The organism is Bradyrhizobium sp. JR3.5, assembly GCF_054057015.1.
Map to the genome: position 1 here is coordinate 2,075,561 of NZ_JBSRYV010000001.1, position 22,224 is coordinate 2,097,784.

At 65.4% G+C, this 22,224-nt stretch carries 18 protein-coding genes and 3 pseudogenes; 12 read left to right on the plus strand and 9 right to left on the minus strand.

Annotated features, from left to right (window positions below):
- The first annotated feature begins 46 nt into the window (after positions 1–46).
- The 4 genes from pxpB (at position 47) to ACVWW1_RS10430 (ending at position 3,188) form a co-directional block, all read left to right on the plus strand.
- Entirely contained in the window at positions 47–778 is a 732-nt protein-coding gene (gene pxpB / locus ACVWW1_RS10415; protein WP_456655708.1) for a 5-oxoprolinase subunit PxpB, read from the plus strand.
- Positions 775–1,809, plus strand: a complete 1,035-nt coding sequence (locus ACVWW1_RS10420) for a 5-oxoprolinase subunit C family protein (RefSeq protein WP_456655709.1) — start codon at positions 775–777, stop codon at positions 1,807–1,809. Before pxpB ends, ACVWW1_RS10420 begins: the two co-directional genes overlap by 4 nt.
- Positions 1,810–1,841: 32 nt before the next feature.
- On the plus strand, positions 1,842–2,615 hold the full coding sequence (locus ACVWW1_RS10425) for a LamB/YcsF family protein (RefSeq protein ID WP_092114433.1): 774 nt from the start codon (positions 1,842–1,844) through the stop codon (positions 2,613–2,615).
- Between the two features lie 150 nt (positions 2,616–2,765).
- Positions 2,766–3,188 carry a hypothetical protein gene (locus tag ACVWW1_RS10430; protein WP_456655710.1) on the plus strand — a complete coding sequence of 141 codons (423 nt, stop codon included), beginning with the start codon at positions 2,766–2,768 and terminating at the stop codon, positions 3,186–3,188.
- A gap of 74 nt (positions 3,189–3,262) precedes the next feature.
- On the opposite strand, the gene ACVWW1_RS10435 is transcribed toward ACVWW1_RS10430, so the two are convergent.
- The 3 genes from ACVWW1_RS10435 to ACVWW1_RS10445 all read right to left on the minus strand — a co-directional run bounded on the left by ACVWW1_RS10435 (position 3,263) and on the right by ACVWW1_RS10445 (position 5,412).
- Entirely contained in the window at positions 3,263–3,415 is a 153-nt protein-coding gene (locus ACVWW1_RS10435) for a hypothetical protein (protein ID WP_456655711.1), read from the minus strand.
- A gap of 252 nt (positions 3,416–3,667) precedes the next feature.
- Entirely contained in the window at positions 3,668–4,825 is a 1,158-nt protein-coding gene (locus ACVWW1_RS10440) for a CmpA/NrtA family ABC transporter substrate-binding protein (RefSeq protein ID WP_456655712.1), read from the minus strand.
- Positions 4,822–5,412, minus strand: a complete 591-nt coding sequence (locus tag ACVWW1_RS10445; protein WP_028332037.1) for an ANTAR domain-containing response regulator — start codon at positions 5,410–5,412, stop codon at positions 4,822–4,824. Before ACVWW1_RS10445 ends, ACVWW1_RS10440 begins: the two co-directional genes overlap by 4 nt.
- Before the next feature lie 118 nt (positions 5,413–5,530).
- Here ACVWW1_RS10445 and rimO point away from each other — a divergent pair, with 118 nt between their 5' ends.
- Positions 5,531–6,856, plus strand: a complete 1,326-nt coding sequence (gene rimO, locus ACVWW1_RS10450) for a 30S ribosomal protein S12 methylthiotransferase RimO (protein WP_456655713.1) — start codon at positions 5,531–5,533, stop codon at positions 6,854–6,856.
- A gap of 237 nt (positions 6,857–7,093) precedes the next feature.
- Positions 7,094–8,290 carry an acetylornithine transaminase gene (locus tag ACVWW1_RS10455; protein WP_456655714.1) on the plus strand — a complete coding sequence of 399 codons (1,197 nt, stop codon included), beginning with the start codon at positions 7,094–7,096 and terminating at the stop codon, positions 8,288–8,290.
- Between the two features lie 172 nt (positions 8,291–8,462).
- On the opposite strand, the gene ACVWW1_RS10460 is transcribed toward ACVWW1_RS10455, so the two are convergent.
- The 3 genes from ACVWW1_RS10460 to pcsA all read right to left on the minus strand — a co-directional run bounded on the left by ACVWW1_RS10460 (position 8,463) and on the right by pcsA (position 10,970).
- The gene (locus ACVWW1_RS10460) at positions 8,463–9,437 is read right to left on the minus strand and encodes a quinone oxidoreductase family protein (protein WP_092114426.1); all 975 of its coding nucleotides are present in this window, start codon (positions 9,435–9,437) and stop codon (positions 8,463–8,465) included.
- Between the two features lie 82 nt (positions 9,438–9,519).
- The gene (locus ACVWW1_RS10465) at positions 9,520–10,245 is read right to left on the minus strand and encodes a TerC family protein (RefSeq protein ID WP_456655715.1); all 726 of its coding nucleotides are present in this window, start codon (positions 10,243–10,245) and stop codon (positions 9,520–9,522) included.
- Positions 10,242–10,970: a phosphatidylcholine synthase gene (pcsA, locus tag ACVWW1_RS10470; RefSeq protein ID WP_456655716.1), complete on the minus strand. Its 729-nt coding sequence runs from the start codon at positions 10,968–10,970 to the stop codon at positions 10,242–10,244. The genes ACVWW1_RS10465 and pcsA overlap by 4 nt, the downstream gene beginning before the upstream one ends.
- A 133-nt stretch (positions 10,971–11,103) precedes the next feature.
- Between pcsA and ACVWW1_RS10475 the strand changes: the two genes are divergently transcribed.
- Positions 11,104–12,288, plus strand: coding sequence for a UbiH/UbiF family hydroxylase (locus ACVWW1_RS10475; protein WP_456655717.1), 1,185 nt, complete (start codon positions 11,104–11,106; stop codon positions 12,286–12,288).
- A 7-nt stretch (positions 12,289–12,295) separates the two neighbouring features.
- Here the strand turns inward: ACVWW1_RS10475 and ACVWW1_RS10480 are convergent, their stop codons facing one another.
- A complete protein-coding gene (locus ACVWW1_RS10480; RefSeq protein ID WP_176531294.1) occupies positions 12,296–13,249 on the minus strand; it encodes an AEC family transporter in 954 nt (317 codons plus the stop codon).
- Between the two features lie 120 nt (positions 13,250–13,369).
- Between ACVWW1_RS10480 and hspQ the strand changes: the two genes are divergently transcribed.
- Complete coding sequence (gene hspQ / locus ACVWW1_RS10485; RefSeq protein WP_024584048.1) at positions 13,370–13,702, plus strand: heat shock protein HspQ; 333 nt, start codon at positions 13,370–13,372, stop codon at positions 13,700–13,702.
- Between the two features lie 50 nt (positions 13,703–13,752).
- On the opposite strand, the gene ACVWW1_RS10490 is transcribed toward hspQ, so the two are convergent.
- Both ACVWW1_RS10490 and ACVWW1_RS10495 read right to left on the minus strand, forming a co-directional pair.
- Complete coding sequence (locus ACVWW1_RS10490) at positions 13,753–15,027, minus strand: MFS transporter (RefSeq protein ID WP_456655718.1); 1,275 nt, start codon at positions 15,025–15,027, stop codon at positions 13,753–13,755.
- Between the two features lie 394 nt (positions 15,028–15,421).
- Positions 15,422–16,256: pseudogene (locus ACVWW1_RS10495) on the minus strand (invasion associated locus B family protein).
- A 373-nt stretch (positions 16,257–16,629) separates the two neighbouring features.
- Between ACVWW1_RS10495 and ACVWW1_RS10500 the strand changes: the two are divergent.
- From ACVWW1_RS10500 to ACVWW1_RS10515, 4 genes and pseudogenes are all read left to right on the plus strand, one after another.
- Positions 16,630–18,368 (plus strand): annotated as a pseudogene (locus ACVWW1_RS10500) (extracellular solute-binding protein).
- 120 nt (positions 18,369–18,488) lie between these two features.
- On the plus strand, positions 18,489–20,000 hold the full coding sequence (locus tag ACVWW1_RS10505) for an AMP-binding protein (RefSeq protein WP_456655719.1): 1,512 nt from the start codon (positions 18,489–18,491) through the stop codon (positions 19,998–20,000).
- 106 nt (positions 20,001–20,106) lie between these two features.
- Positions 20,107–21,335: pseudogene (locus ACVWW1_RS10510) on the plus strand (GGDEF domain-containing protein).
- Between the two features lie 139 nt (positions 21,336–21,474).
- The gene (locus ACVWW1_RS10515; protein WP_456655720.1) at positions 21,475–21,945 is read left to right on the plus strand and encodes a hypothetical protein; all 471 of its coding nucleotides are present in this window, start codon (positions 21,475–21,477) and stop codon (positions 21,943–21,945) included.
- Positions 21,946–22,224: the final 279 nt, after the last annotated feature.

Sequence of the window (22,224 nt, forward strand, 5' to 3'; positions counted from 1 at the left end):
AATCGAAACACGCTAGCTTGATGGCCGATCCAATCTGCTTGAGCCGATGGCCGAACCCTTAAGTCCTCCCCGCCTTTTGCCGAGTGGCGACAGCGCCATCACGGTGGAATTCAGCCGCACCATCGATGACACCGCCAACCGGCGGGTGCTCGCGCTCGACCGCGTGATCGCAGCCGAGCCGATCGCCGGGATCACCGAGACCGTGCCGACCTACCGGTCGCTGCTGGTGCATTACGATCCCGTGCAGATCACCTTCGATGCGCTCGGCGAGCAGTTGCTTGCGCGCGCCGCCAAGGCACCGCCGACCGAAGGCGGAGCGCGGCGCTGGCGGATCCCCATCACCTATGGCGGCGAGCACGGCATCGATCTTGAGGATGTGGCGAAGGCACTCCAGACCACGCCCGATGAGATCGTCGCGCGCCACGCCGCCGGCGACTACCGCGTCGCCATGATTGGTTTCACGCCCGGCTGGTCCTATCTCAGCGGGCTGGACAAGTTCCTGCATATACCCAGGCGCAAGGAGCCGCGGCTCGTGACCCCGGCCGGCACCATCTCGATCGGCGGCATCCAGACCGGCGTACAGTGCCTCGCCGGCCCGAGCGGCTGGCACCTGCTCGGCCGCACTCCGGTGCGAACCTACCAATTGCATCGCGATCCGACCTTCCTGCTGGAGCCGGGCGATGCCGTCAGCTTTACGGCAGTGGATGCCAAGACCTTTGCCGAACAGGACCGCGCCGCCGAGGCCGGTGAGTTCATCGCAGAACTGGTGGCACCATGAGCAAGCTCGTCGTCACCTCGATCGGCCCGGCCAGCTCGGTACAGGACGGCGGACGCCCGGGCTCGCAGCGCTACGGCCTGACGCCGAGCGGCGCGATGGATAGGCTTTCGCTGGCGGCCGCCAATACGCTGGTCGGCAATGAACCGTTCGCTGCTGCGGTCGAGATCGGTCCATTCGGCGCCTCCTTCACCGCACGCGGCGGCGCCGTGCGCGTCGGGCTCGCTGGCGCATCGCGCAATGCGGAGATCGGTGGCCGGCCGGTCGCCTTCGACAGTTCGGCAACGCTCGCCGACGGTGAGACGCTCAATCTCGGTTTTGCGCGCGGCGGCTCGTTCAGCTATCTCGCGATCGAGCACGGCATCGAGGGCGAGCCAATGTTCGGCAGCCTCGCCGTCAACGCCCGGGCCGGGCTCGGCAGCCCCTACCCGCGGCCGCTGCAAAGCGGCGACGAGTTGAAGACGAAAGCTGCGAGCGGCGCCGCCGAGCGCCGCATCGAATTGCTGGCCGCCACCGATGCGCCGATCCGCATCGTGTTCGGCCCGCAGGGCGACGAGTTCACCGCGGAAAACAAGCAGCTGTTCCTCGACAGCGAGTGGAAAATCTCGGCCACCAGCGACCGCATGGGCTACCGGCTCGAAGGGGCCGTCATCAAGCACCGCGACGGCCACAACATCGTCTCCGACGGCACCGTCAACGGCAGCATCCAGGTGCCTGGCAACGGCCAGCCGATCGTGCTTATGCCGGACCGCGGCACAAGCGGTGGTTATCCAAAGATCGCGACCGTGATCACGGCCGATCTTGGCCGCTTCGCGCAGACCTCCGCCGGCCGGCCGTTCCGCTTCAAGGCCGTAACCATGGCGGAAGCGCAGGCCGAGGCGATCAAGTTCCACGCGCTGCTGCATTCCCTGCCCGATCGCCTCCGCGGCATCGACGATTTCGGTCTCAACATCGAGGCGCTGCGGGATGCGAATGTCGCGGGTCAGGCCGTCAGCGCCGTCGATGTGTCGACCTGGCAAGTTGCGCTGCCCTGAATCAAATACGAACAACGAACGGATCGATCGTCATGACTGCAACCATCGACCTCAATTGCGATCTCGGCGAAAGTTTCGGCCCCTGGGAAATGGGCAATGATGCCGCGATGATCGAGCTTGCAACTTCGGTCAACGTAGCCTGCGGCTTCCATGCCGGCGACGCTGACATCATGCGCAAGACCGTCGAGCTCGCGAAGGCGCGTGGCGTCAGCGTCGGCGCCCATCCCGGCTACCGCGACCTGCATGGCTTTGGCCGCCGCCCGATGCCGGGGCTGACATCGTCCGAGATCGAGAACCTGATCGCCTATCAGATCGGCGCGCTGCAGGCGATCGCAACCGCCGCTGGCCACAAGGTTACCCATGTGAAGGCACATGGCGCGATCTCCAACGTCGCCTGCGAGGACGACATGACCGCACGGGCGATCGCCAATGCGATCAAGGCGGTCGACCGCAATCTCATCTTCGTGGTGCTCGCCAACTCAAAGCTGGTGCGCGCGGGCGAAGCCGCCAATCTGCGGATGGCGCATGAAGTATTTGCCGACCGCGCGTATGAGGACGACGGCAATCTGGTGTCGCGCAAGAAGCCCGGCGCGGTGCTGCACGATCCCAAGGCGATCGCCGAGCGCGTGGTGCGGATGGTGCAGGACGGCGCGGTCGTCTCGGTCACCGGCAAGGTGATCAAGATGCAGACCGATACCGTCTGCATCCATGGCGACACGCATGGCGCCGTCGAGATTGCGCGCGGCCTGCGCGAGGCGCTGAGCAAGGCCGGCATCACGGTCGCGCCGTTCAAGACCGCGCACTGAGCCGCGCACACGTCGACTGCCAAGGGCCGGCCGCCGCGCCGACCCTTTTAGATTCCGTTAAGAGTCTTCTTAAACCCAAACTTGCCGGTTTGATTGCTAGGTGCAGCTTCCGAGCCTTTGATTGTCCTCTCAGGAATTGGGTACGAAAGCATGTTCCGCACCAGCCTCTCCCTCGCAATTGCGGCGGTTGCCACGGCCGCCTTCACCAGCGCAGCCTCCGCCGGCTGCTACAGCTGCTATACGCCGCCGCCCCAGCCCTGCACGACCTGCTATCAGGTGCAGACCGTGCCGCCGCAGTATCGCACCGTGCAGGAGACCGTGATGGTGTCGCCGGGCCGCGTCATCGCGCATCGCACGCCGGCGCAGTATCGTACCGTGATGGTGCCAAAGACCGTGATGGTCGCGCCCGAAGGCGTCGCCTATGAGCGCATCGCGCCGCAATACGCCACCCAGGAACGCACCCAGATGGTCTCGCCGGGCTATTCCTACTACGCGCCGGTCCAGCCGACCTGCAACACTTGCGGCGGTGGATATGGCTACGGCTACGGATATGCACGCGGCTACGGCTACTGAGCCGCCAGCATCCAGACAACACAAAGCCGCCGCCTGGGGACATCAGACGGCGGCTTTTGAATTTTCAGAAGGGCTCAGAACGGGTGGACGGACAGCGTGCCGAACACGATGGCCGCGATCACGGCGAACGCGCTGTAGAGCGCCGCAGTGTGAATTCCGGTCTCCGACTTCCTCGAAACTTGTCGCGCGCAATGATGCAGGCGGGCTTCCGCCGATAGCTCGCGCATGGTCGATCTCCAACGCCCCATTGTCGGGCATATGGAATAGCGTTCGCGCCCGGATGCAAGCGGGTGGCAAAAATAGCGATGCCGCCGCCTTCGGGAACACGGTTCCGAGAGGATTATTCTGCCTCGCGAGTTCGCCCGAGAATCTTATTCGTCGCAATTCGAGGCGTCGGGAACCCACGCCAGCCCGCAATAACCGAAAATCTCGAAAACAACCCCATGCAAAGGAGCCGGAGGCGGCGGCCGCGGCGGCGCTCAGGGCTTCCAGCGCCCGATCTTGAAGGCCGCCAGATGGCCCGGAACGTCGCTCGGATCGAACGGCGGACCGGCGAACGCGCCGATGGCGTTGGAGGTGCCAGCCGGGCGCCCGGCTGCGGCGTCGTAGAGGTCCGGCCTGAACACCGCCATGGCAGCCTCCAGTGCCTCCGGCCGGTACGGCGTCTGGCCCCAGCGAACCATCTGCGCGTAGAGCCAGGCCGCCTGCCCCGGATCCGGCCGCGCTGCCGCCTCGCGCCCGACCAGCAAATAGCGACTGCTTTCGCGCATGGTGCCGTCGGGCGAGATCTTCAGCCGGCCGTCGAGCGTGCGCTGGATGACGCCGGCGTCGACGCCGAGCCGCTCGGGTGAGCTGAGGATGCGAGCGACCTCGGGCCGGTTTTCCGGCTGCTCGATGAACTCCGCGGCGCGCAGATGCGCGCGCACCAGCGCGGCCACGACGTCGGCGTTCTTCTCCGACCAGCTCTGGCGCACCGCCAGCACCTTCTCCACCGCGCTGAGCAGGATGTCCGAGACGAAATGCAGGATGTGGCCGACGCCGAGATCGACCGCGATCGAATTCCAGGGCGCGCCGACGCAGAACGCGTCGACATGGCCGTTGGCGAGACTGTCGACCATGTAGGGCGGCGGCAGCACCACGAGCTGGACGTCCTCGTCGGGATCGACGCCGCCGGCGGCCATCCAGAACCGCAATTGATAATTGTGGGTCGAGAACGGAAAGGTCATGCCGAACGTCAACGGCTCGGCCCCGCTCTTGCGCCGCTTGGCCACGACGCGGGCAAGCGCGCGCGAGGTCGCCATCGGATCGAAGCGGTCGCCGTCGATCTCTTCCATCAGCGCGGCGTGCAGCGCCGGCGATACGGTGATGGCGTTGCCGTTGAGCCCGAGATTGAAAGGCGCTGCGATCGGCACCTTGACGTGCCCGAGCCCGAGGCTCGAGGCGATTGCCACCGGCGCCAGCAGATGAGCGGCGTCGAACAGGCCGATATTGAGCTTGTCGCGGACGTTCGACCACGACACTTCCCGTACCAGCGTAACATCGAGGCCTTCAGTCGCCGCGAATCCCTTGTCGACCGCGACGATCAGGGCGGCAGCGTCCACCAGCGGAATGAATCCGATGTGCAGGGGTGTGGTCATTTCAGAAGCTCCGACGCCGTCAGGATCGATTGCGCGATCTCCCCGATCTTCTTCTTCTCGCGCATCGCGGTCGAGCGCATCAGCACATAGGCCTCTTCCTCGGTCAGCCCCTTCACCTTCATCAGAATGCCCTTGGCGCGGTCGATCACCTTACGCTCCTCCAGCGCATGCTTGGTGCGGTCGAGTTCATCCTGCAGCTTGGCAAAGGCATTGAAGCGGGACACGCAGAGATCGAGGATCGGCTTCATCCGCTCCTTCTTGAGGCCGTCGACGATGTAGGCGGAGACGCCCGCCTCCACCGAGGCCTGGATCGAGGCGGCGTCGCTCTGGTCGACGAACATCGCGATCGGGCGGCGGACCGCACGGCTGACCTGGAACATTTGTTCCAGCACGTCGCGGCTGGGATTCTCGAGGTCGATGACGATGATCTCGGGATCGAGCGCATAGATCCGCGACAGCAGGCTCTGCATCTCGCTGATATGGACCACGTCCGTATAGCCGGCCTCCCGCAGTCCCTCCTCGAGGATGGCCGCACGGATCGGGCTCTCGTCGACGATGACGATCTTGGGAGACGATTCAGCGCTCATCGACCACTCTTAAAGCCCGGCAAGAACCATCCATATCACGCCGGGACGGTGCGGAAAGGGTTGTAATTCTCGGCAATTGGGACTAGCTCCTGCCCATCAATCAGGCAGATTCAGAGATATGCAAGAGGCCGCTACGCCGAAAGTGAGCTTTGTGTCCTTGGGGTGCCCCAAGGCGCTGGTCGATTCCGAGCGCATCATCACCCGGCTGCGCGCGGAAGGCTATGAACTGGCGCGCAAGCATGACGGCGCCGACATCGTCATCGTCAACACCTGCGGCTTCCTCGACAGCGCCAAGCAGGAATCGCTCGCGGCGATCGGCGAGGCCATGGCCGAGAACGGCAAGGTCATCGTCACCGGCTGCATGGGCGCCGAGCCGGAGCAGATCGAGAGCGCCTATCCCGGCGTGCTGTCGATCACGGGACCGCAGCAATATGAGAGCGTGCTGGACGCCGTGCACCGCGCGCTGCCGCCGGCGCATAATCCGCACCTCGACCTGGTGCCGCCGCAGGGCGTCAAGCTGACACCGCGCCACTACGCCTATCTGAAGATATCCGAAGGCTGCAACAATCGCTGCAGCTTCTGCATCATCCCGAAGCTGCGCGGCGATCTGGTGTCGCGGCCGGCCAACGACGTGCTGCGCGAGGCCGAGAGACTGGTGAAGGCCGGCGTCAAGGAATTGCTCGTGATCTCGCAGGACACCTCGGCCTATGGCGTCGACCTGAAATACGCCGAGAGCCCGTGGCAGGATCGCAGCGTGCGCGCGAAATTCTTCGACCTCGCCAAGGAGCTCGGCGAGCTCGGCGCCTGGGTGCGGCTGCAATATGTCTACCCCTATCCGCATGTCGACGAGGTGATCGGCCTGATGACCGAGGGCAAGGTGCTGCCCTATCTCGACATCCCGTTCCAGCATGCGAGCCCCGACGTGCTGCGCGCGATGAAGCGTCCGGCCGCACAGGAGAAGACGCTGGCGCGGATCCAGAAGTGGCGCGAGCAATGCCCGGAGCTGACGCTGCGCTCGACCTTCATCGTCGGCTTCCCCGGCGAGACCGATTCCGATTTCGCCTATCTGCTCGACTGGCTCGATGAAGCCGGGATCGACCGCCTCGGTTGCTTCAAATACGAGCCGGTCGCGGGCGCCACGTCGAACGCGATCGGCAATGCCGTGCCCGACGAGGTCAAGCAGGAGCGCTGGAATGCGCTGATGGCGCGGCAGCAGAAGATTTCGGCGAGGCGCCTCAGGCGCAAGGTCGGCACCCGCCAGCAGGTGATCATCGATGAGGTCGGCCCGACGGTCGCCAAGGGCCGGTCAAAGGCCGACGCGCCCGAGATCGACGGCGCCGTCTATCTCACCAGCCGCCGCCCGCTCAAGGTCGGCGAGATCGTCACCGCGAAGATCGAGCGCGCCGACCAATACGACCTGCACGGCAGCGTCGCGGGATTCTGACACGCTTGACACCACCGGCCCTTCGGCTGTATGGCCCTGCGCCATGAAGCTGAACCGGACCCACCGCCGCGCCATCAACCGTCGTCGCACCCGCGACGATGCTGGGCTGCGCCGTGTCCGACGCCACCGCTGATTAGCTAAATCAGCCAAGGTTTTCGAGAAGGCCGCGCCCGCAAAGCGCGGCCTTCTCGCTTTTTCGGCCTGCCCTTTCCCACACCGACCTCAGAGGAGATCGACATGACCAACGCACCCCATCCGTTCGATGCGCTGATGGACATCACCGCTCGCCCCGAGGTCGTCTTCGTGCGCGGCGCAGGCTCGTATTTGTGGGACTCCAACCGCAACCGCTATCTCGATTTCGTGCAGGGCTGGGCCGTGAATCCGCTCGGCCACTCGCCGGTCATCGTTGCCGATGCGCTGGCCGCGCAGGCCAGGCGGCTCTTGACGCCGAGCCCGGCATTCTACAACGAGCAGAGCCTGAAGCTGGCGAAGATGCTGGTCGATAAGAGTTGCTTCGATCAGGTGTTCTTCGCCAATTCCGGCGCGGAAGCCAATGAAGGCGCGATCAAGCTCGCGCGCAAATTCGGCGCCAAGTACAAGAACGGCGCGCACGAGATCGTCACCTTCGAAGGCGGCTTCCACGGCCGGACGCTCGCGACCATGTCGGCGTCGGGCAAGAAGGCGTTCGAGCCGCTGTTCGAGCCGAAAGTCTCGGGCTTCCGGAAAGCGCGGCTGAACGACATCGAGTCGGTACGCCAGCTGATCACCGCGTCGACGGTCGCGGTCATGCTGGAGCCGATCCAGGGCGAAGCCGGCGTGTGGCCGGCGACCGACGCGTTCCTCAGAGAGTTGCGGGCGCTGACCCAGCAGCGTGGGCTGCTGCTGATCGTCGACGAGATCCAGACCGGCATGGGCCGGACCGGAAAGCTGTTCGGTTACGAACACGCGGGCATCGAGCCCGACATCATGACGCTCGGCAAGGGCATCGGCGGCGGCGTGCCGCTCGCAGCGCTGCTTGCGACCGAGCATGCCTCCTGCTTCGATCACGGCGATCAGGGCGGCACCTTCAACGGCAATCCCCTGATGTGCGCCGCCGGGCTTGTCGTGCTCGATCAGATCGGCCGGCCCGATTTCCTGAAATTGGTCACCGACACCGGGCTGCTGCTCGAGCGCGAATTGCAGCGGCTGTCGGCACGGCACGGGCTCGGCGAGATCAGAGGCCGCGGCCTGCTGCTCGCGCTCGATCTCAAGATGCCGATCGGCGCGGCCGTCGTCGCCGAGGCGTTCGCGGCCGGTGTGCTGGTCAACTCGCCGCAGCCGGACACGCTGCGCTTCATGCCGGCGCTCGATGTCACGCGGGAGGAGATTTCCGCGGTCATCGATTGCCTCGATACCGTGCTGACGAAAGTCGGCGCGGCGCGGCGGGTGGCGTGACGGCGACTGCAAACGTCATTGCGAGCCACCCGGTCGGCGCGAAGCGCCGCCGGATGACAGGCTCCGCGAAGCAATCCACCTTTCCACTCGGGGATAGAATGGATTGCTTCGTCGCTTCAGCGCAAAATTGCTTAGCAATGTTGTCGCGAGCTCCTCGCAATGACGGAGAAAACTACGGCCGCAAAATCGCCGCGCCCGTGGTCGCCCGGCTCTCCAGATCGATATGCGCCTTGGCGACGTCCTTGAGCGCATAGGCGTGGTTGATCGGGACGTGCAGCTTGCCGTTGATCACGGCGGCGAACAGCGTATCGGCGCCTTCAAGCAATTCCTTGCGGGTGCCGACATAGTCGTTGAGCTTCGGCCGCGTCGCGAACAGCGAACCGTGGTTGTTGAGCTCGGCGAGCGGGAACGGCGGCACCGGGCCGGAAGCGTTGCCGAACGAGACGAACAGGCCGCGTGGCCGCAGGCACGACAGCGATCCCGGAAACGTGGTCTTGCCGACGCCGTCATAGACGACGTCGCAGAGCTCGCCGCGGCTGATCTGCTTGACGCGTTCGACGAAGTTCTCCTCATTGTAGAGGATGACGTGGTCGCAGCCATTGGCGAGCGCGATATCGGCCTTCGCCTTCGAGCCGACGGTGCCGATGACATGCGCGCCGAGCGCATGCGCCCACTGGCAGGCCAGCAGCCCAATGCCGCCGGCTGCGGCGTGGATCAGCACCCGATGGCCCTGCTCGACCTTGAAGGTCTTGTGCAGGAGGTACCAGACCGTGAGCCCCTTGAGCATCAGCACGGCGCCCTGTTCATAGGTGATATGGTCGGGCAGTTTGACCAGCTTGTCGGCCGGGATGACACGCTCGGAGGCGTAACCGCCGAGGTTGTAGTAGTAGGCGACGCGATCGCCGGGGTGGAAATTGGTCACCCCCGGACCGACGGCCACGACCTCACCCGCGGCCTCGTTGCCGGCGATGAACGGCAGGCCGGGCGCCTTGTAGAGGCCGGTGCGGAAATAGACGTCGATGAAATTCAGCCCGACCGCATGCTGGCGGATGCGGACCTCGCCGGTCCCCGGCGCCCCCACCTCGACATCCTCATAGGTCAGGACCTCAGGGCCCCCCACCTTGTGCACCCGCACAGCCTTGGTCATGTCGTCGCTCCCTCAGATCTCAGCGTCAAACGAGCGAATGCCATCGGCGCCGGCTTGTCAACCAAGCGGCCTGGAACCGGGGCTAGCGCGCCGGCTTCTTGCGGTTGCGCCTGGCGAGCACGTTGAACATCTCGACTGCCGCCGAGAATGCGATCGCGAAATAGATGTAGCCGCGCGGAATGTGGAATTTGAATCCGTCGGCCACCAGCGCCACGCCGATCAGCACCAGGAACGCCAGCGCCAGCATCTTGGTGGTCGGATGCTCCGCGACAAACCGCGCCACCGGTCCCGACGAGATGTACATGATCGCGCAGGCGATCACGACCGCCGCGATCATGATCTCGATGTCTTGCGCCATGCCGATCGCGGTGATGATCGAATCCAGCGAGAACACCAGGTCGATGATGATGATCTGCACGATCACCCAGAAGAACGCGTTGGGGCTCGGCGTGCTATTCTCCTCGGCGTCACGCGCCTCGACCTCGCCGTGGATCTCGTGGGTCGCTTTCGCGATCAGGAACAGGCCGCCGCCGATCAGGATGATGTCGCGCCACGACAGCGCGACGCTCTCGATGGTGATCACAGGCTGCGTCAGCCCGATCAGCCAGACCAGGACGCTGAGCAGGATGATGCGGAATACCAGCGCGAGCAGCAGGCCGATCTGCCGCGCCCGGTTGGCCTGCGGCTGCGGAATCCGCGAGACGAGCACCGACAGGAAGATGACGTTGTCGATGCCGAGCACGATCTCGAGCGCAGTCAGGGTCAGCAGCGCTGCCCAGGCTTCCGGGCTGGTGATCAATTGCGTCATGCTCTGAAGGCTTTCATCCGGCGGATCAGGGTATCGCTGCCGACGATGTAGACGGCGATGGCGCAGAGACCGAAGGTGATCGGGGCTCCGACCATGAAATCGTTGGCGAGCGTGTACATGCCGAGCAGCGCCCAGACGCCAAGCAGCCACAGCGTGAGCCAGCGCAGCCGCACCACGCGGAACGGGTGCAGAACATGGAACGGCGCAAAGGTCAGCACGATCAGGAGCGCGACCACGATCGTCGAGAGCACCGGCGGCAAATGCAGCAGGAACAGATAGAACGCCGCCGCATTCCACAGCGCCGGGAAGCCGCGGAAATGATTGTCGTCGGCCTTCATGCGGCGGTCGGCGAAATACAGCGCACTGGAAACCACGATGCCGATGCCGAGGATAGGCGCGGCCAGCGGCAGCAGCATGCCGCTCGCGGTGATCGCATAGGCCGGCACGAACACATAGGTGACGAAATCAACCACCAGGTCGAGCACCTCGCCCGACCAGTTCGGCTGCAGCCGCACCACGTCGAGCCGGCGCGCCAGCGGGCCGTCGATCCCGTCGATGATCAGTGCGACCCCGAGCCAGGCGAACATGTTGGCCCAGTGCTCGCGCACCGCCTCCAGCATCGCCAGCAGCGCAACCCCGGCGCCGAGCGCCGTGAAGATATGAACGGAGAATGCGGCGGTCCGCATCCGTTCTGGCAACGCATCCGGCTGGCTCGAGTGCTCCATCGGCCGAAGTGCTATCAGGAATCGGCCAGCTTTGCATATGCAGTCTTGCGGCGTTCCGCCGCGCAGATCGTTCGAAACTCTTGGTGGTTACCGATGGCTTGAAAATCGGGCCAAGCATGTCAAATGTCCTGATATGACCGACAGCTCCCTGGATTATGACGTTATCGTAATAGGCGGCGGCCCGGCCGGATTGACGGCTGCGATTGCCCTCGCCGACGCCGGCGCGCGGACCGCGCTGTTGGCGCGCCGCGCTCCCTATGCCGACAATCGGACCACCGCGCTGCTCGGCGCCTCGACCGAGATCCTGGAGCGGCTCGACGTCTGGCGGCGCTGCAGCGACAAGGCCGCCGCGCTCAAGACCATGCGCCTCGTCGACGACACCGGCCGCCTGATCCGCGCGCCAGAAGTGCGGTTCTCCTCCGACGAGATCGGCCGCGAGCAATTCGGCTTCAACATCGACAATCGCTCGCTGGTCGCAGCGCTCGAGGAGCGTGCCGGCGAGATGGCCGCGCTGACGCGGTTCGACGACGAGGCCGCCTCTGTGCAACCGGATGATGCTGCGGTCACCGTGGTGACGCGGCAGGGCCAGACGTTATCGGCCCGGCTCGTGGTCGGCGCCGACGGGCGCAATTCATTGTCCCGCGAGGCCGCCGGCATCGAGGTGGTCAGCCGCGAGCTTGGCCAATCCGCCCTCACCTTCAACATCAGCCACAGCCGGCCGCACCGGAACATCTCGACCGAGTTTCACACCGAGCACGGCCCCTGCGTGTTCGTGCCGCTCAGCGGCAACCGCAGCAGCGTGGTCTGGGTCTCGGCGCCCAAGGAGGCCGAACGGCTGAAGGCGCTTGGCGATGACGAATTATCCGAAGCGGCCGAGCGGCAGTCGCATTCGATTCTCGGGCGCGTCGAGGTCCAGGGCGGCCGCCACGTGTTTCCCCTCGCCATCGAGCGGCCCCGGCAATTCGTCAAGGACCGGATCGCGCTGGTCGGCGAATCCGCTCATGTGCTGCCGCCGATCGGCGCGCAGGGCCTCAACATGGGGCTGCGCGATGCCGCCGACATCGCCGAGATCACAGGCCGGGCAATCGGCCGCGGCGAGGATCCCGGCGCGCCAAATGTGCTGTCGCGCTACCAGGCGGCGCGGCGACCCGACGTCGCCAGCCGGACCTGGGCGATCGACATCGCCAACCGGTCGCTGCTCAGCGATTTCCTGGGCGTGCAGACGGCGCGTGCCGCCGGCCTGCATCTGATCGGCGCCTTCGGCCCGCTGCGGCGGCTCGCGATGCGCGAGGGCCTCGCGCCGTCATGGCGGCGGTAGCGTTCCTCTAGGGAAACACCAGCCGTCCGCTCTGGATGAACCACATCACGCTGGTCAGCGTGACCACCGAGGCGAAGGTGCCGATCAGCACCGCAACCGACGCCGGCTCGATCCAGGTGTCGTTCTGCCGTGCAATCACGAACACGTTGAGCGCCGGCGGCAGCGAAGCCATCAGCACCGCGGTCGCAGCCCACGGCTGCGCGAACGGACCGAACAGCAGCATCAGTCCGAAGGCCAGCAGCGGATGGATCAGAAGCTTGATCGCGACCACGCCCGGCACCTCCCACGGCACCCGCTCGAACGGCCGCAGCGCCACGGTGATGCCGAGCACGAACAGCGCCGTCGGCGCGGCGGCGTTCTGCAGGAACTGGATGGTGCGGTCGAGCGCGACCGGAATCGGGATGTGAAACGCGGCGACCAGCGCGCCGAACACCGCCGACATGATCAGCGGGTTCTGCACGATCTGCCGCAGCACCACGCCGAACGCGTGCAGCAGCGAGGGATGGTCGCGGTCGGTGAGCTCGATCAGGAGCGGCACGATCGAGAACAGGAAGATGCTGTCGCAGCAGAAGATCAGTGCGGTCGGCGCCGCTGCCTTGGTGCCGAGCACGGCGAGCGCGAGCCCAGGGCCCATGTAGCCGATATTGCCGTAGGCGCCCGACAGGCCGGCCAGCGTCGCCTCGCGCAGCGACAGCCCGCCGATCAGCTTGCCCGCGATCATCGCCAGGAAGAACGCGATCACGGTTCCAAGCGTGGTGGCGATCAGGAATGGCGGGTTGTTCAGCTCGGCGAACGGTGTCTTCGACATGATCCCGAACAGCAGCGCCGGCAACGAAACGTAAAGCAGGAAGAAATTCATCCAGGCGAGCCCGCTCTCGGGCAAACCCTTGGCTTTTCCGCACGCGTAGCCGATGAAGATCAAGCCGAAATACGGCAACGCCAGATTGAGGATATCGATCATTCTGAAAGTAGTTTCTCGGCCGGATTTCGAGTCGTTTCGGCCCGGCTAGAATCGGTAAACCGGGGTTAATTCGAGGCTTAGCCCCTAGCATCGGCCACAATGTTGGTCTATCGACGAACCATGATCAAAGCGCGCACCGCCAAATTCCAGATCGGGCAGATCGTCCGTCACCGGGTGTTCTCCTTCCGGGGCGTGATTTTTGATATCGACCCGGAGTTCAACAACACCGAGGAATGGTGGCTGTCGATCCCCGAGGACATGCGGCCGCACAAGGACCAGCCGTTCTATCATCTGCTCGCTGAAAACTCGGAGACCGAGTACGTCGCCTATGTGTCCGAGCAGAACTTGCTGCCCGACGATTCCGGCGAACCGATCCGGCACTCGCAGGTGGCGGAGATCTTCGTGAAGGACAAATCGGGCGGCTACCGTCCGCGCAATCCGTCGCTGAACTGACGCGCGGCTCCCGTCCGGCGACAGACGCGACGGCGTGGCTTCCGAACTGCTCATACCCCCTCACGCGCGGCCAGCGCCGCCGCGATCGCCCAGACCGCAAACCCCGCCAGCGCCAGTCCCGCGCCGACAAGACCGGTCGACGTCCAGCCGTAACCGGCGGCGACGGCCATTCCGCCGAGCCACGGCCCCAGCGCATTGGCGACGTTGAAGGCGGAATGGTTGAGCGCCGCGGCGAGGCTTTGGGCTTCGCCCGCGACATCCATCAGCCGGGTCTGCAACACGGTGGCAAGCGCTCCGCCCAGCCCGATCAGGAACACGTCGGCGCACAGCGTCCAGAAATTCGCGGCCGCCAGCGGATACAACGCCAACGTCGCCGCCGACCACAGCAGCAGCCCGCCCGCGGTCGTCATCAGCGCGCGGTCGGCAAAGCGCGGCACGATGATGTTGCCGGCGGTGAGGCCAGCCCCAAACACGCATAGCGTGACGGGCACCAGCGCGGGCGACGTGTGCGTCACCGCCAGCATGGTCGACGCCAGATAAGTGTAGACCGAGAACAGTCCGCCGAAACCGATGGCGCCGATCCCAAGCGTGAGCCAGACGTGCTTGCGCCCGAGCGCCGACAATTCGCGGAGCGGGCTCGCCTTGCTGTCGGCGACGTCACGCGGGGCGAAGATCAGGACCAGGATGGCGGTCAGGAGCGCGAGGCCGGCAACGATCGCGAACGCCCAGCGCCAGCCGATCGCCTGCCCCACGCCATTTGCGAGCGGCACGCCGATCGTCGTCGCGATGGTGAGGCCGAGCAGCACGCGGCCGACCGCCGCGGTGCGCTTGTCGATCGGGACCAGTGAAGCCGCGACCAGCATGGCGATGCCGAAATAGGCGCCGTGCGGCAGCCCGGCGAGGAAGCGCAGCACCAGCATGGTGTGGTAGTCGGGCGCGAGCCCGGAGAGGCCGTTCATCAGCGCAAAGAAGCCCATCAGCGCGATCAGCAGCGTCCGCCGCGCCATGCGCGCCGACAGCACAGCGATCACAGGCGCGCCGACCACGACGCCGAGCGCGTAGGCGCTGATCGCGTGACCGGCCTGGGGCTCACTGATGTGCAGATCATGGGCGAAGAACGGCAGCAGGCTCATGGTTGCGAATTCGGCGATGCCGATCGCGAACCCGCCCATCGCCAGCGCGAGATGAACGATGCCCGGATGGAAGCTCCCGGGGGCGTTGTCCTGGTTGAGGCGCCCGCCGACATCGGCCGGAGCACGCCCGGTCGACGGCTCCGAAGGCCGGGAGAGCGGTTCCCGCCGCTGCGTGTTGACTCGCTGGGACATTGGGGAGACTTCCATGATTGCGAACGGCGGACGGGCTTGCGACCCAGGCAAGGTCCAGTCGCATCGCGCCATCAGGCGTCCGCACGGCGGCCAGGGTTCGCACAGAACCACGCGCAGATTTGCGCATCGAAGGCGCGCGTGCCGCGCTTTCGTCTGGCCTCCCGTGACGGATTTATGATTGGGCTTCGACGCCGGACTTGTCCGGATAACGCAACCACGATGCGGCTCGGCCGCGATCGATTTGCCTTAGGGCGACCATCGCACACGATGGGCACGGTCACCAGCGCGGCAGGCTGCCATCAGCCAGTCCGTTTCGCATGACAAAAAAGGCGCCCTTGCGGGCGCCTTTTGCTTGCGACGGTCTCGCGCTTTCTTGAACGCGTGATCGACGTTGTTACTTGGCTGCCGGATTGGCCGGAGCCGGCGCAGCGGCACCGCCCGCGCCCTCCAGCTTCTTGCGCTGTTCTTCGGCGCGCTTCTGCAACTCTTCCTGCAGCTTCTTCGAGTTTTCCTCGAACACCTTCGGATCGGTCGGCGGGCCGTCATAGGCCTTGGCGAATTCGGTGTTGAGCGGCAGCGGCAGCGTCAGCGGCGCGCCATTCGAATTGATCGCCTGGACCACGAGGTTCTGGCCCTTCTTCATGTTGGCGATCAGCTCGGGGGTTGCTTCATAGTCGGACATGCAGCCGTTCTGGAAGCAGATCACATAGGGCGCCTGCTGCGGCGGGTTGCCGTCGACGATGATGCGGGTGCCGTGCACGAGCTGCATGCCGAGCGGCAGCGTGACGCGCAGGATCTTCTTCGGCTCGCCTTCCGGCTCGATGATCACGGCGGCAATCACCGGCTGGCCCGACTCGATGCGGCCGTCCTTGCCGGTGAAGCAAACCTGTTTGGCGTTGGCTTCCTGGCCCTTCAGGCAGAACTTGGTCCAGGGGGCGTAGATCAGCTGGATCTGCTGATCCTGGGGCGGCTGCTGGGCGGCGGCAGCGGGCGCCTGACCTGCGGCCGGTGCTTGGGCAGCTGGTGCCTGGGCTGCCGGGGCCGGCGCCTTCGGAGCTGCCTTGGGTGCCGCCTTGGGCGCTGCCTTCGGTGCCGCAGGCGCCGGCGCTGCCGGCTGCTGGGCCCAAGCGGCAGGAACCAGGAGCGCTGCAGAGAATGCCGTCGCCGCCCATCAGGGCAACAACTCGCCCATGCGGCCGGACCGGGGCGGCCAAGATACGGAAATTCATTGCGGAAAACCCTTTCTGAACGGCAGCGCCCGAAACCGCTGCAGGCGCCGACACATAGCCGTTTGGGCGGCTGTCTCCTAGTCAATTGAGGCGGATACGTGACAGGCGTTCCCGCCCCTCCAATTGCACGCCTTCAATACAGCGGCGCGCGGAAAGATCAATGCCGACAAGCGCATTTGCGCCCATGTGACGGCGAGTTTCAGCGCCCTGTGATAAACCTTCAGGCGTGACGTTTCGCGAATCAAATCCGGCGCCTCACGCACGTGTTCCCGGGCACGTTTGGCGCGCCGCATTGGCCGTCGTCTGGCTTGTCCTGGGATTCCTGACGAGCGCGCTCGCCCCTGCGGTCGCCACCGAGAGTTACGCGATCGCGATGCACGGTGCCCCGGCGCTCCCGGCCGACTTTACTCACCTGCCCTACGCCAATCCTGACGCCCCCAGAAGGGCGGCCGTCTGGTCCTGAGCCCCCGGGACGGCACCTTCGACAGCCTCAATCCCCTGATTGTCAGGGGGCTCGCGGTGCAGCAGCTCCGGGGCTACGCCTACGAGCGCGGCTATGTCTACGAAAGCCTGATGGTGCGGAACAATGACGAGCCCTTCACGTTGTACGGCCTGCTCGCCCGCAGCGTCGAGACCGACGATGCCAGAAGCTATGTGACATTCCACATCGATCCTCGCGCGCGCTTCTCCGACGGACACGAGGTCACGGCGGACGACGTCGTGTTCTCGCTCGAACTGCTGCGCGATCACGGCCGTCCGCTGCATCACCAGTATTATTCGAAAGTCGCCAAGGCCGAGGTGCTCGATCCGCGCACGGTGCGGTTCGATTTTGGCGGCGTTGCGGACCGCGAATTGCCGCTGATCCTCGGCCTGATGCCGATCCTGCCGCGCCACGCCACCGACGTCTCCAAATTCGAGGAGACCACATTGGCGCCGCCGATCGGCTCCGGCCCGTACCGCGTGACGGCGGTCAAGCCCGGCAGCAGCGTGACCTTCACCCGCAATCCGGATTACTGGGGGCGCGACCTGCCGGTGAACCGCGGCCTCTGGAATTTCGACGAGATCAGGCTCGATTACTACCGCGACGCCAACGGCCAGTTCGAGGCGTTCAAGCGCGGCCTCTATGACTTCAGGACCGAGCCCGAACCGCTGCGCTGGCATGACGGCTACGACTTCCCCGCCGCGAAAAGCGGCGAGGTGATCCGCGACACCATCAAGATCGGCACGCCCGATCCGTCCGAATTCCTGGTGTTCAACACCAGGCGGCCGAAGTTCGCCGACGTCAGGGTGCGCCAGGCGCTGCTGATGCTGTTCGATTTCGAATGGATCAACCGCAATTACTATTTTGGACTCTATTCGCGCGCCGGCGGCTATTTCGCCGGCTCGGATTTGTCCGCCTATGGCCGCCCGGCCGATGACCGCGAGCGCGATCTGCTCAAGCCGTATCTATCGCATATTGCGCCCGACATTCTCGAGGGCCGCTATCGCCTCCCCGACACCGACGGCTCAGGCCGCGACCGCACCGTTCTGCGCAACGTGCTCGCGCTGCTGTCGGAGGCGGGCTACGCGCTCGACGGCACGGTGTTGAAGCAGCGCTCGACCGGGACGCCGCTCCGGATCGAAATCCTGGTGACGACACGCGAGCATGAACGGATCGCCCTCGCCTATCAGCGCGACCTGAAGCGAGCCGGCATCGACGCCGCGGTCCGGGTGGTCGACGCGGTGCAGTTCGAGCAACGCCGGGTCGCCTATGACTTCGACATGATCCCCATTCGCTGGGACCAGTCGCTGTCGCCGGGCAACGAGCAGTGGTTCTACTGGGGCAGCCAGGCCGCCGACGTGCCGGGCACCCGCAACTACATGGGCGCCAGGGATCCGGCCATCGACGCCACGATCGCCGCGCTGCTCGCGGCGCGGGAGCGGCCGGCCTTCGTCTCGGCGGTGCGGGCGCTGGACCGGGCCCTGATGTCCGGCTTCTACGCTATCCCCCTATTTAACTTGGGAGAGCAATGGATCGCGCGCTGGAATCGGATAGAACGGCCTTCGGCCACCGCGTTGACGGGCTACCTGCCGGAGACCTGGTGGCAGAAGCCCGGCGCGCAATCCAAGTGAGCTGCCAAGTGAGCTGCCAAGTGAGCTGCCAAGTGAGCTGCCAAGTGAGCTGCCAAGTGAGCTGCGACCCGACGCGGCATGGTCCGACCTGATCGAAGCGATGCAACCGACGTTGAACCTGTGAACCAGTCGATCACCTCGCCCACGCTCGATACGCTGTTCAAGCGCAGTTTGGCGCGGCAACCCGAGGCGCTGGCGCTGGTCGACCCGATCAACAAGCAGCGCGTCACCGGACAGACTCGCAAGCGCCTGACCTATGCTCAGGCCGACCGCGCGATCTCGGCGATCGCCGCCCACTTCGTCGAGAGCGGATTGCCGGCCAATACGGTGATCGCGGTTCAGCTTCCTTCGACGATCGAATTCGCCCTGACCGTGCTCGCCGCCTATCGTGTCGGCCTCGTGGTGGCGCCGTTGCCGCTGCTGTGGCGGCAGGCCGAGCTGACGTCCGTGCTCAACCGCACCGCGGCGCGGGCGATCGTCACCTGCGGCAGGATCGACGGCGTCTCCTACGCCGACATCGCCATGAACGCCGCGGCGGAAGCCTTTTCGATCCGCCATGTCTGCGGCTTCGGCACCGATCTGCCCGAAGGCATGGCGTCGCTCGATGACGCGATCCTGCAGGAATCCCGGACTGCGCGCCCGATGATTCAGGACGGCCGCAAGCCGGCGCTGATCTCCTTCGACGTCACCAGCGAGGGCTTTCGTCCGGTGCCGCGCGCGCATTTCGGCCTGATCGCCGGCGGGCTCGCGATGTCGCTGGAGAGCGACCTGGCCCAGGGCGCGACCATCATGTCGGCATTTGCGCCGATGTCGTTTGCGGGCATCTGTTCGTCGCTGGTGACCTGGCTGCTGTCGGGCGGAACGCTCGTCATGCATCACCCGTTCGACGAGGAAGCGTTCGAAACCCAGTTCAACGATCACGGCTGCGACACGCTGATCGCGCCGGCGCAGTTCGCGCTGCGGCTCGACGAGTGCGGCCTGTCGGAACGCCTGCCCACGCTGCGCAACGCGATCGGCCTCTGGCGGACGCCGGAGCAGGTAGCCTCCAGTGCGCACTGGACGTCGCGGCGGGTGACCCTGACCGACGTCTATCTGTTCGGCGAGGCCGGGCTGTTCGGCGCCCGCCGCAACGCCGAGGACGGTTCGCCGGCCCCGATCAAGCCCGGCCCGCACAGCGCGCCGCGTGAGGCTCCCGGCGCATCGATCGCCGGCGAGATCCTGCTGACCCCGAAGGGCACGCTCGGCCTGCGCGGGCCCATGGTGCCGGTCGCCGCTTATGCGCCGCCGCCGCCCCCGGGCGACAGTCTGATTGCGCCGCCGCCGCGTGATTACGTCGACACCGAATATGCCGCGCGGGTCGACCGCGCGACCGGCGCCGTCAACATCACCGCCCCGCCGTCAGGGGTCATGACGGTCGGCGGCTACCGCTTTCTTGCCGGGGAGCTGCAGGAGTGGTCGCGCCGACTCGGCCAGGGCGCATTGTTGACGGCACTGCCCGACCGCCTGAGCGGGCACCGGCTGGCCGGACGGGCTCAGGACAATGCGCGGGCCCGCGACGCCCTGACAGAACTTGGGCTTAACCCGTTGATGGTCGAAGCATTTCGCGACCGCGGCGGCACCGGAATGCCTTAAAATCTTATCATTGCGTTAGTCTTAGCATTGTGTTGACGCCGCATTAAGCCATGCCAACTAGCATCGAAGCCGTTTGCTGATCTGTGCATTGGTTTCGAGCGTTCGAATGTCTCAACAAGGTCCGGTCCTCATCGTATCGGCGTCGGCAAAGCCGCCGTTTGCCGCGGTCCTCGATGAGACGAAACTGTTTCCGGTCGTTGGTCACCGACTGGCACGAGGTCGGACGCGCCATCGAGCAGGTCAAGCCGGCTGCGATCATCGCGGCCGCCGAGGGCGTCGACTTCGTCACCCTGTCGGGCCTGGCCAAGCGCGCTGCCGCCCGCGCACCCTATCTGCCGCTGATCGCGGTCGATCCCGCGACCACCCTGCCCGACACCGTCATCGCGTTCTTCCAGCACAAAGGCATGCCGGATCGCCTGGTCGCCCGGCTCAACGCGTCCTTACGCGTTCGCGCCTTGCATGCGACCGTGATGCGCCGCCTGGTGCCGCCGGCGCCGATCGCATTATCCGATATCGATCCGGTCGGAGAGGCCACCGCGCTCCTGATCGGTCGCGGCGGCGCCTACCCGGCCCTGTCGGTGGCGCTCGGCGAACGCGCCGGCGTGGTCGGCGCGCTCAGCATCGAGGCGGCCGCAAAGCACCTCTCCAACCGCGACATCGACGGCATCGTGCTGGCCGAGGGCTTCACCCCGCGCGTGTATGGATGCCTTCCTGACGGTGCTGACCGAGGATGTTCGCTTCCGTCCGTTGCCCGTCATCGTCGCCTCCGGTGAGCTGACGCCGCGTTACGAGCTGCCCAATCTCGAGATCGTCACGGCCGGGCCGACGCGCGTCGGCGACATGGTGCTGCCGATGATCCGGCAGCATGCCTTCGAGGCGCGGCTCGGCCGCATGCTCAAGGCGATCGACGCCAAGGGCCTGATCGATCCCCGCACCGGTCTGCTCACCAAGGCCGCGTTCGAGCGCGACTTCGCGACCGCCGTCTACCAGACCGCCGAGCGCGGCGGCGCGCTCTCGGTGGCGCGGTTCACCTTCGACAACACCCAGCCGCGCGCGCAATTCGACGGCGCGCGGATCATCAGCCGGCTGATGCGCCAGGCCGATTTCGGCGCCGTGCACGACGACCGGTCGCTCGTCGTGGCATTCGCCGGGACCGACCTGCGCAACGCCCAGGCGATCACGCGGCGATTGGCAAGCGTGATGCGCCACACCCAGAACGGCCGCCGCGACACCAGGGCCGAGCCGGCCGTCAGCATCGCAACGCTGCTGCCGGGCGATTCCGCCCTCTCGCTGCTGGGACGGCTGTTCGGGGCGGCGCAGCGCGCGGCGTCGTAAAGCTTCGCGCAAACAAAACGCACCGCAAACTGCTACGACGCAAATCCGCAGTTCCAAGAAGCTCCCTGTTGGAGTATTCTGAGACAAATGCAACTTTGAGGCGTGGGGTGTGGGGGTACAAGCGCGGTTCTGGTCAGAGATGGCGACGCTCAAGCGCGATGCGCTTTACGTCGACCTTTGGCTTGCCCAGACCGAGTTGATCGATCGAGGAATCAAGGCCTTTCTGGCAATAGCGGCTAGCTCTTCGATTGGCGGATGGCTCATTTTCCAGCAATACGCGTTCTTGTGGGCTGCGATCGTTGCGGCATCGCAGGTGCTTCAGGCCGTTAAGGAGTATTTGCCCTACAAGAATCGGCTTAAAGCGTTGGCGGGGCTTTCCGTAGATTTGAACGCCCTCTGTCTCGTTGCCGAAGATCAATGGTACAGGGTGAGTAACGGGACCGAATTCGACGACGATATCCACGATTTGCGGATGCAGCTCAAACGCAAGAAGCTTGCCGCACTGCAGAAGACTTTTCCTGTAGCCGGTTTACCGAAGAAGGCCAAACTCGTTGAAAAAGCGGACGCCGAGGCCGAACAATATTTTTCATCTTATCAGTTAGAAGGATAGGTACGCCATGACAGAAAAAAAGAGCAATCCACCTTCACCGTCGATCTCCCTCGATCATAAGGGCTCGGTCCTACCACCCTCAGCGCCGAAAATCCCCATGCCTCAAGTAAAGCCCACGCAGGGAGCGAAGCCGATCCAACCGACAAAGCCTAAAGGGAAGTAGCTCAGATTTGTGCCCCGCTGAGGTTGCCAAATGGCGGCCTCGCCAATGACCAAATCAAACTTCGATTGCAGACCGTCGACGATGTACTCGACCGCAGACTGCAATGGAGCGAGTTT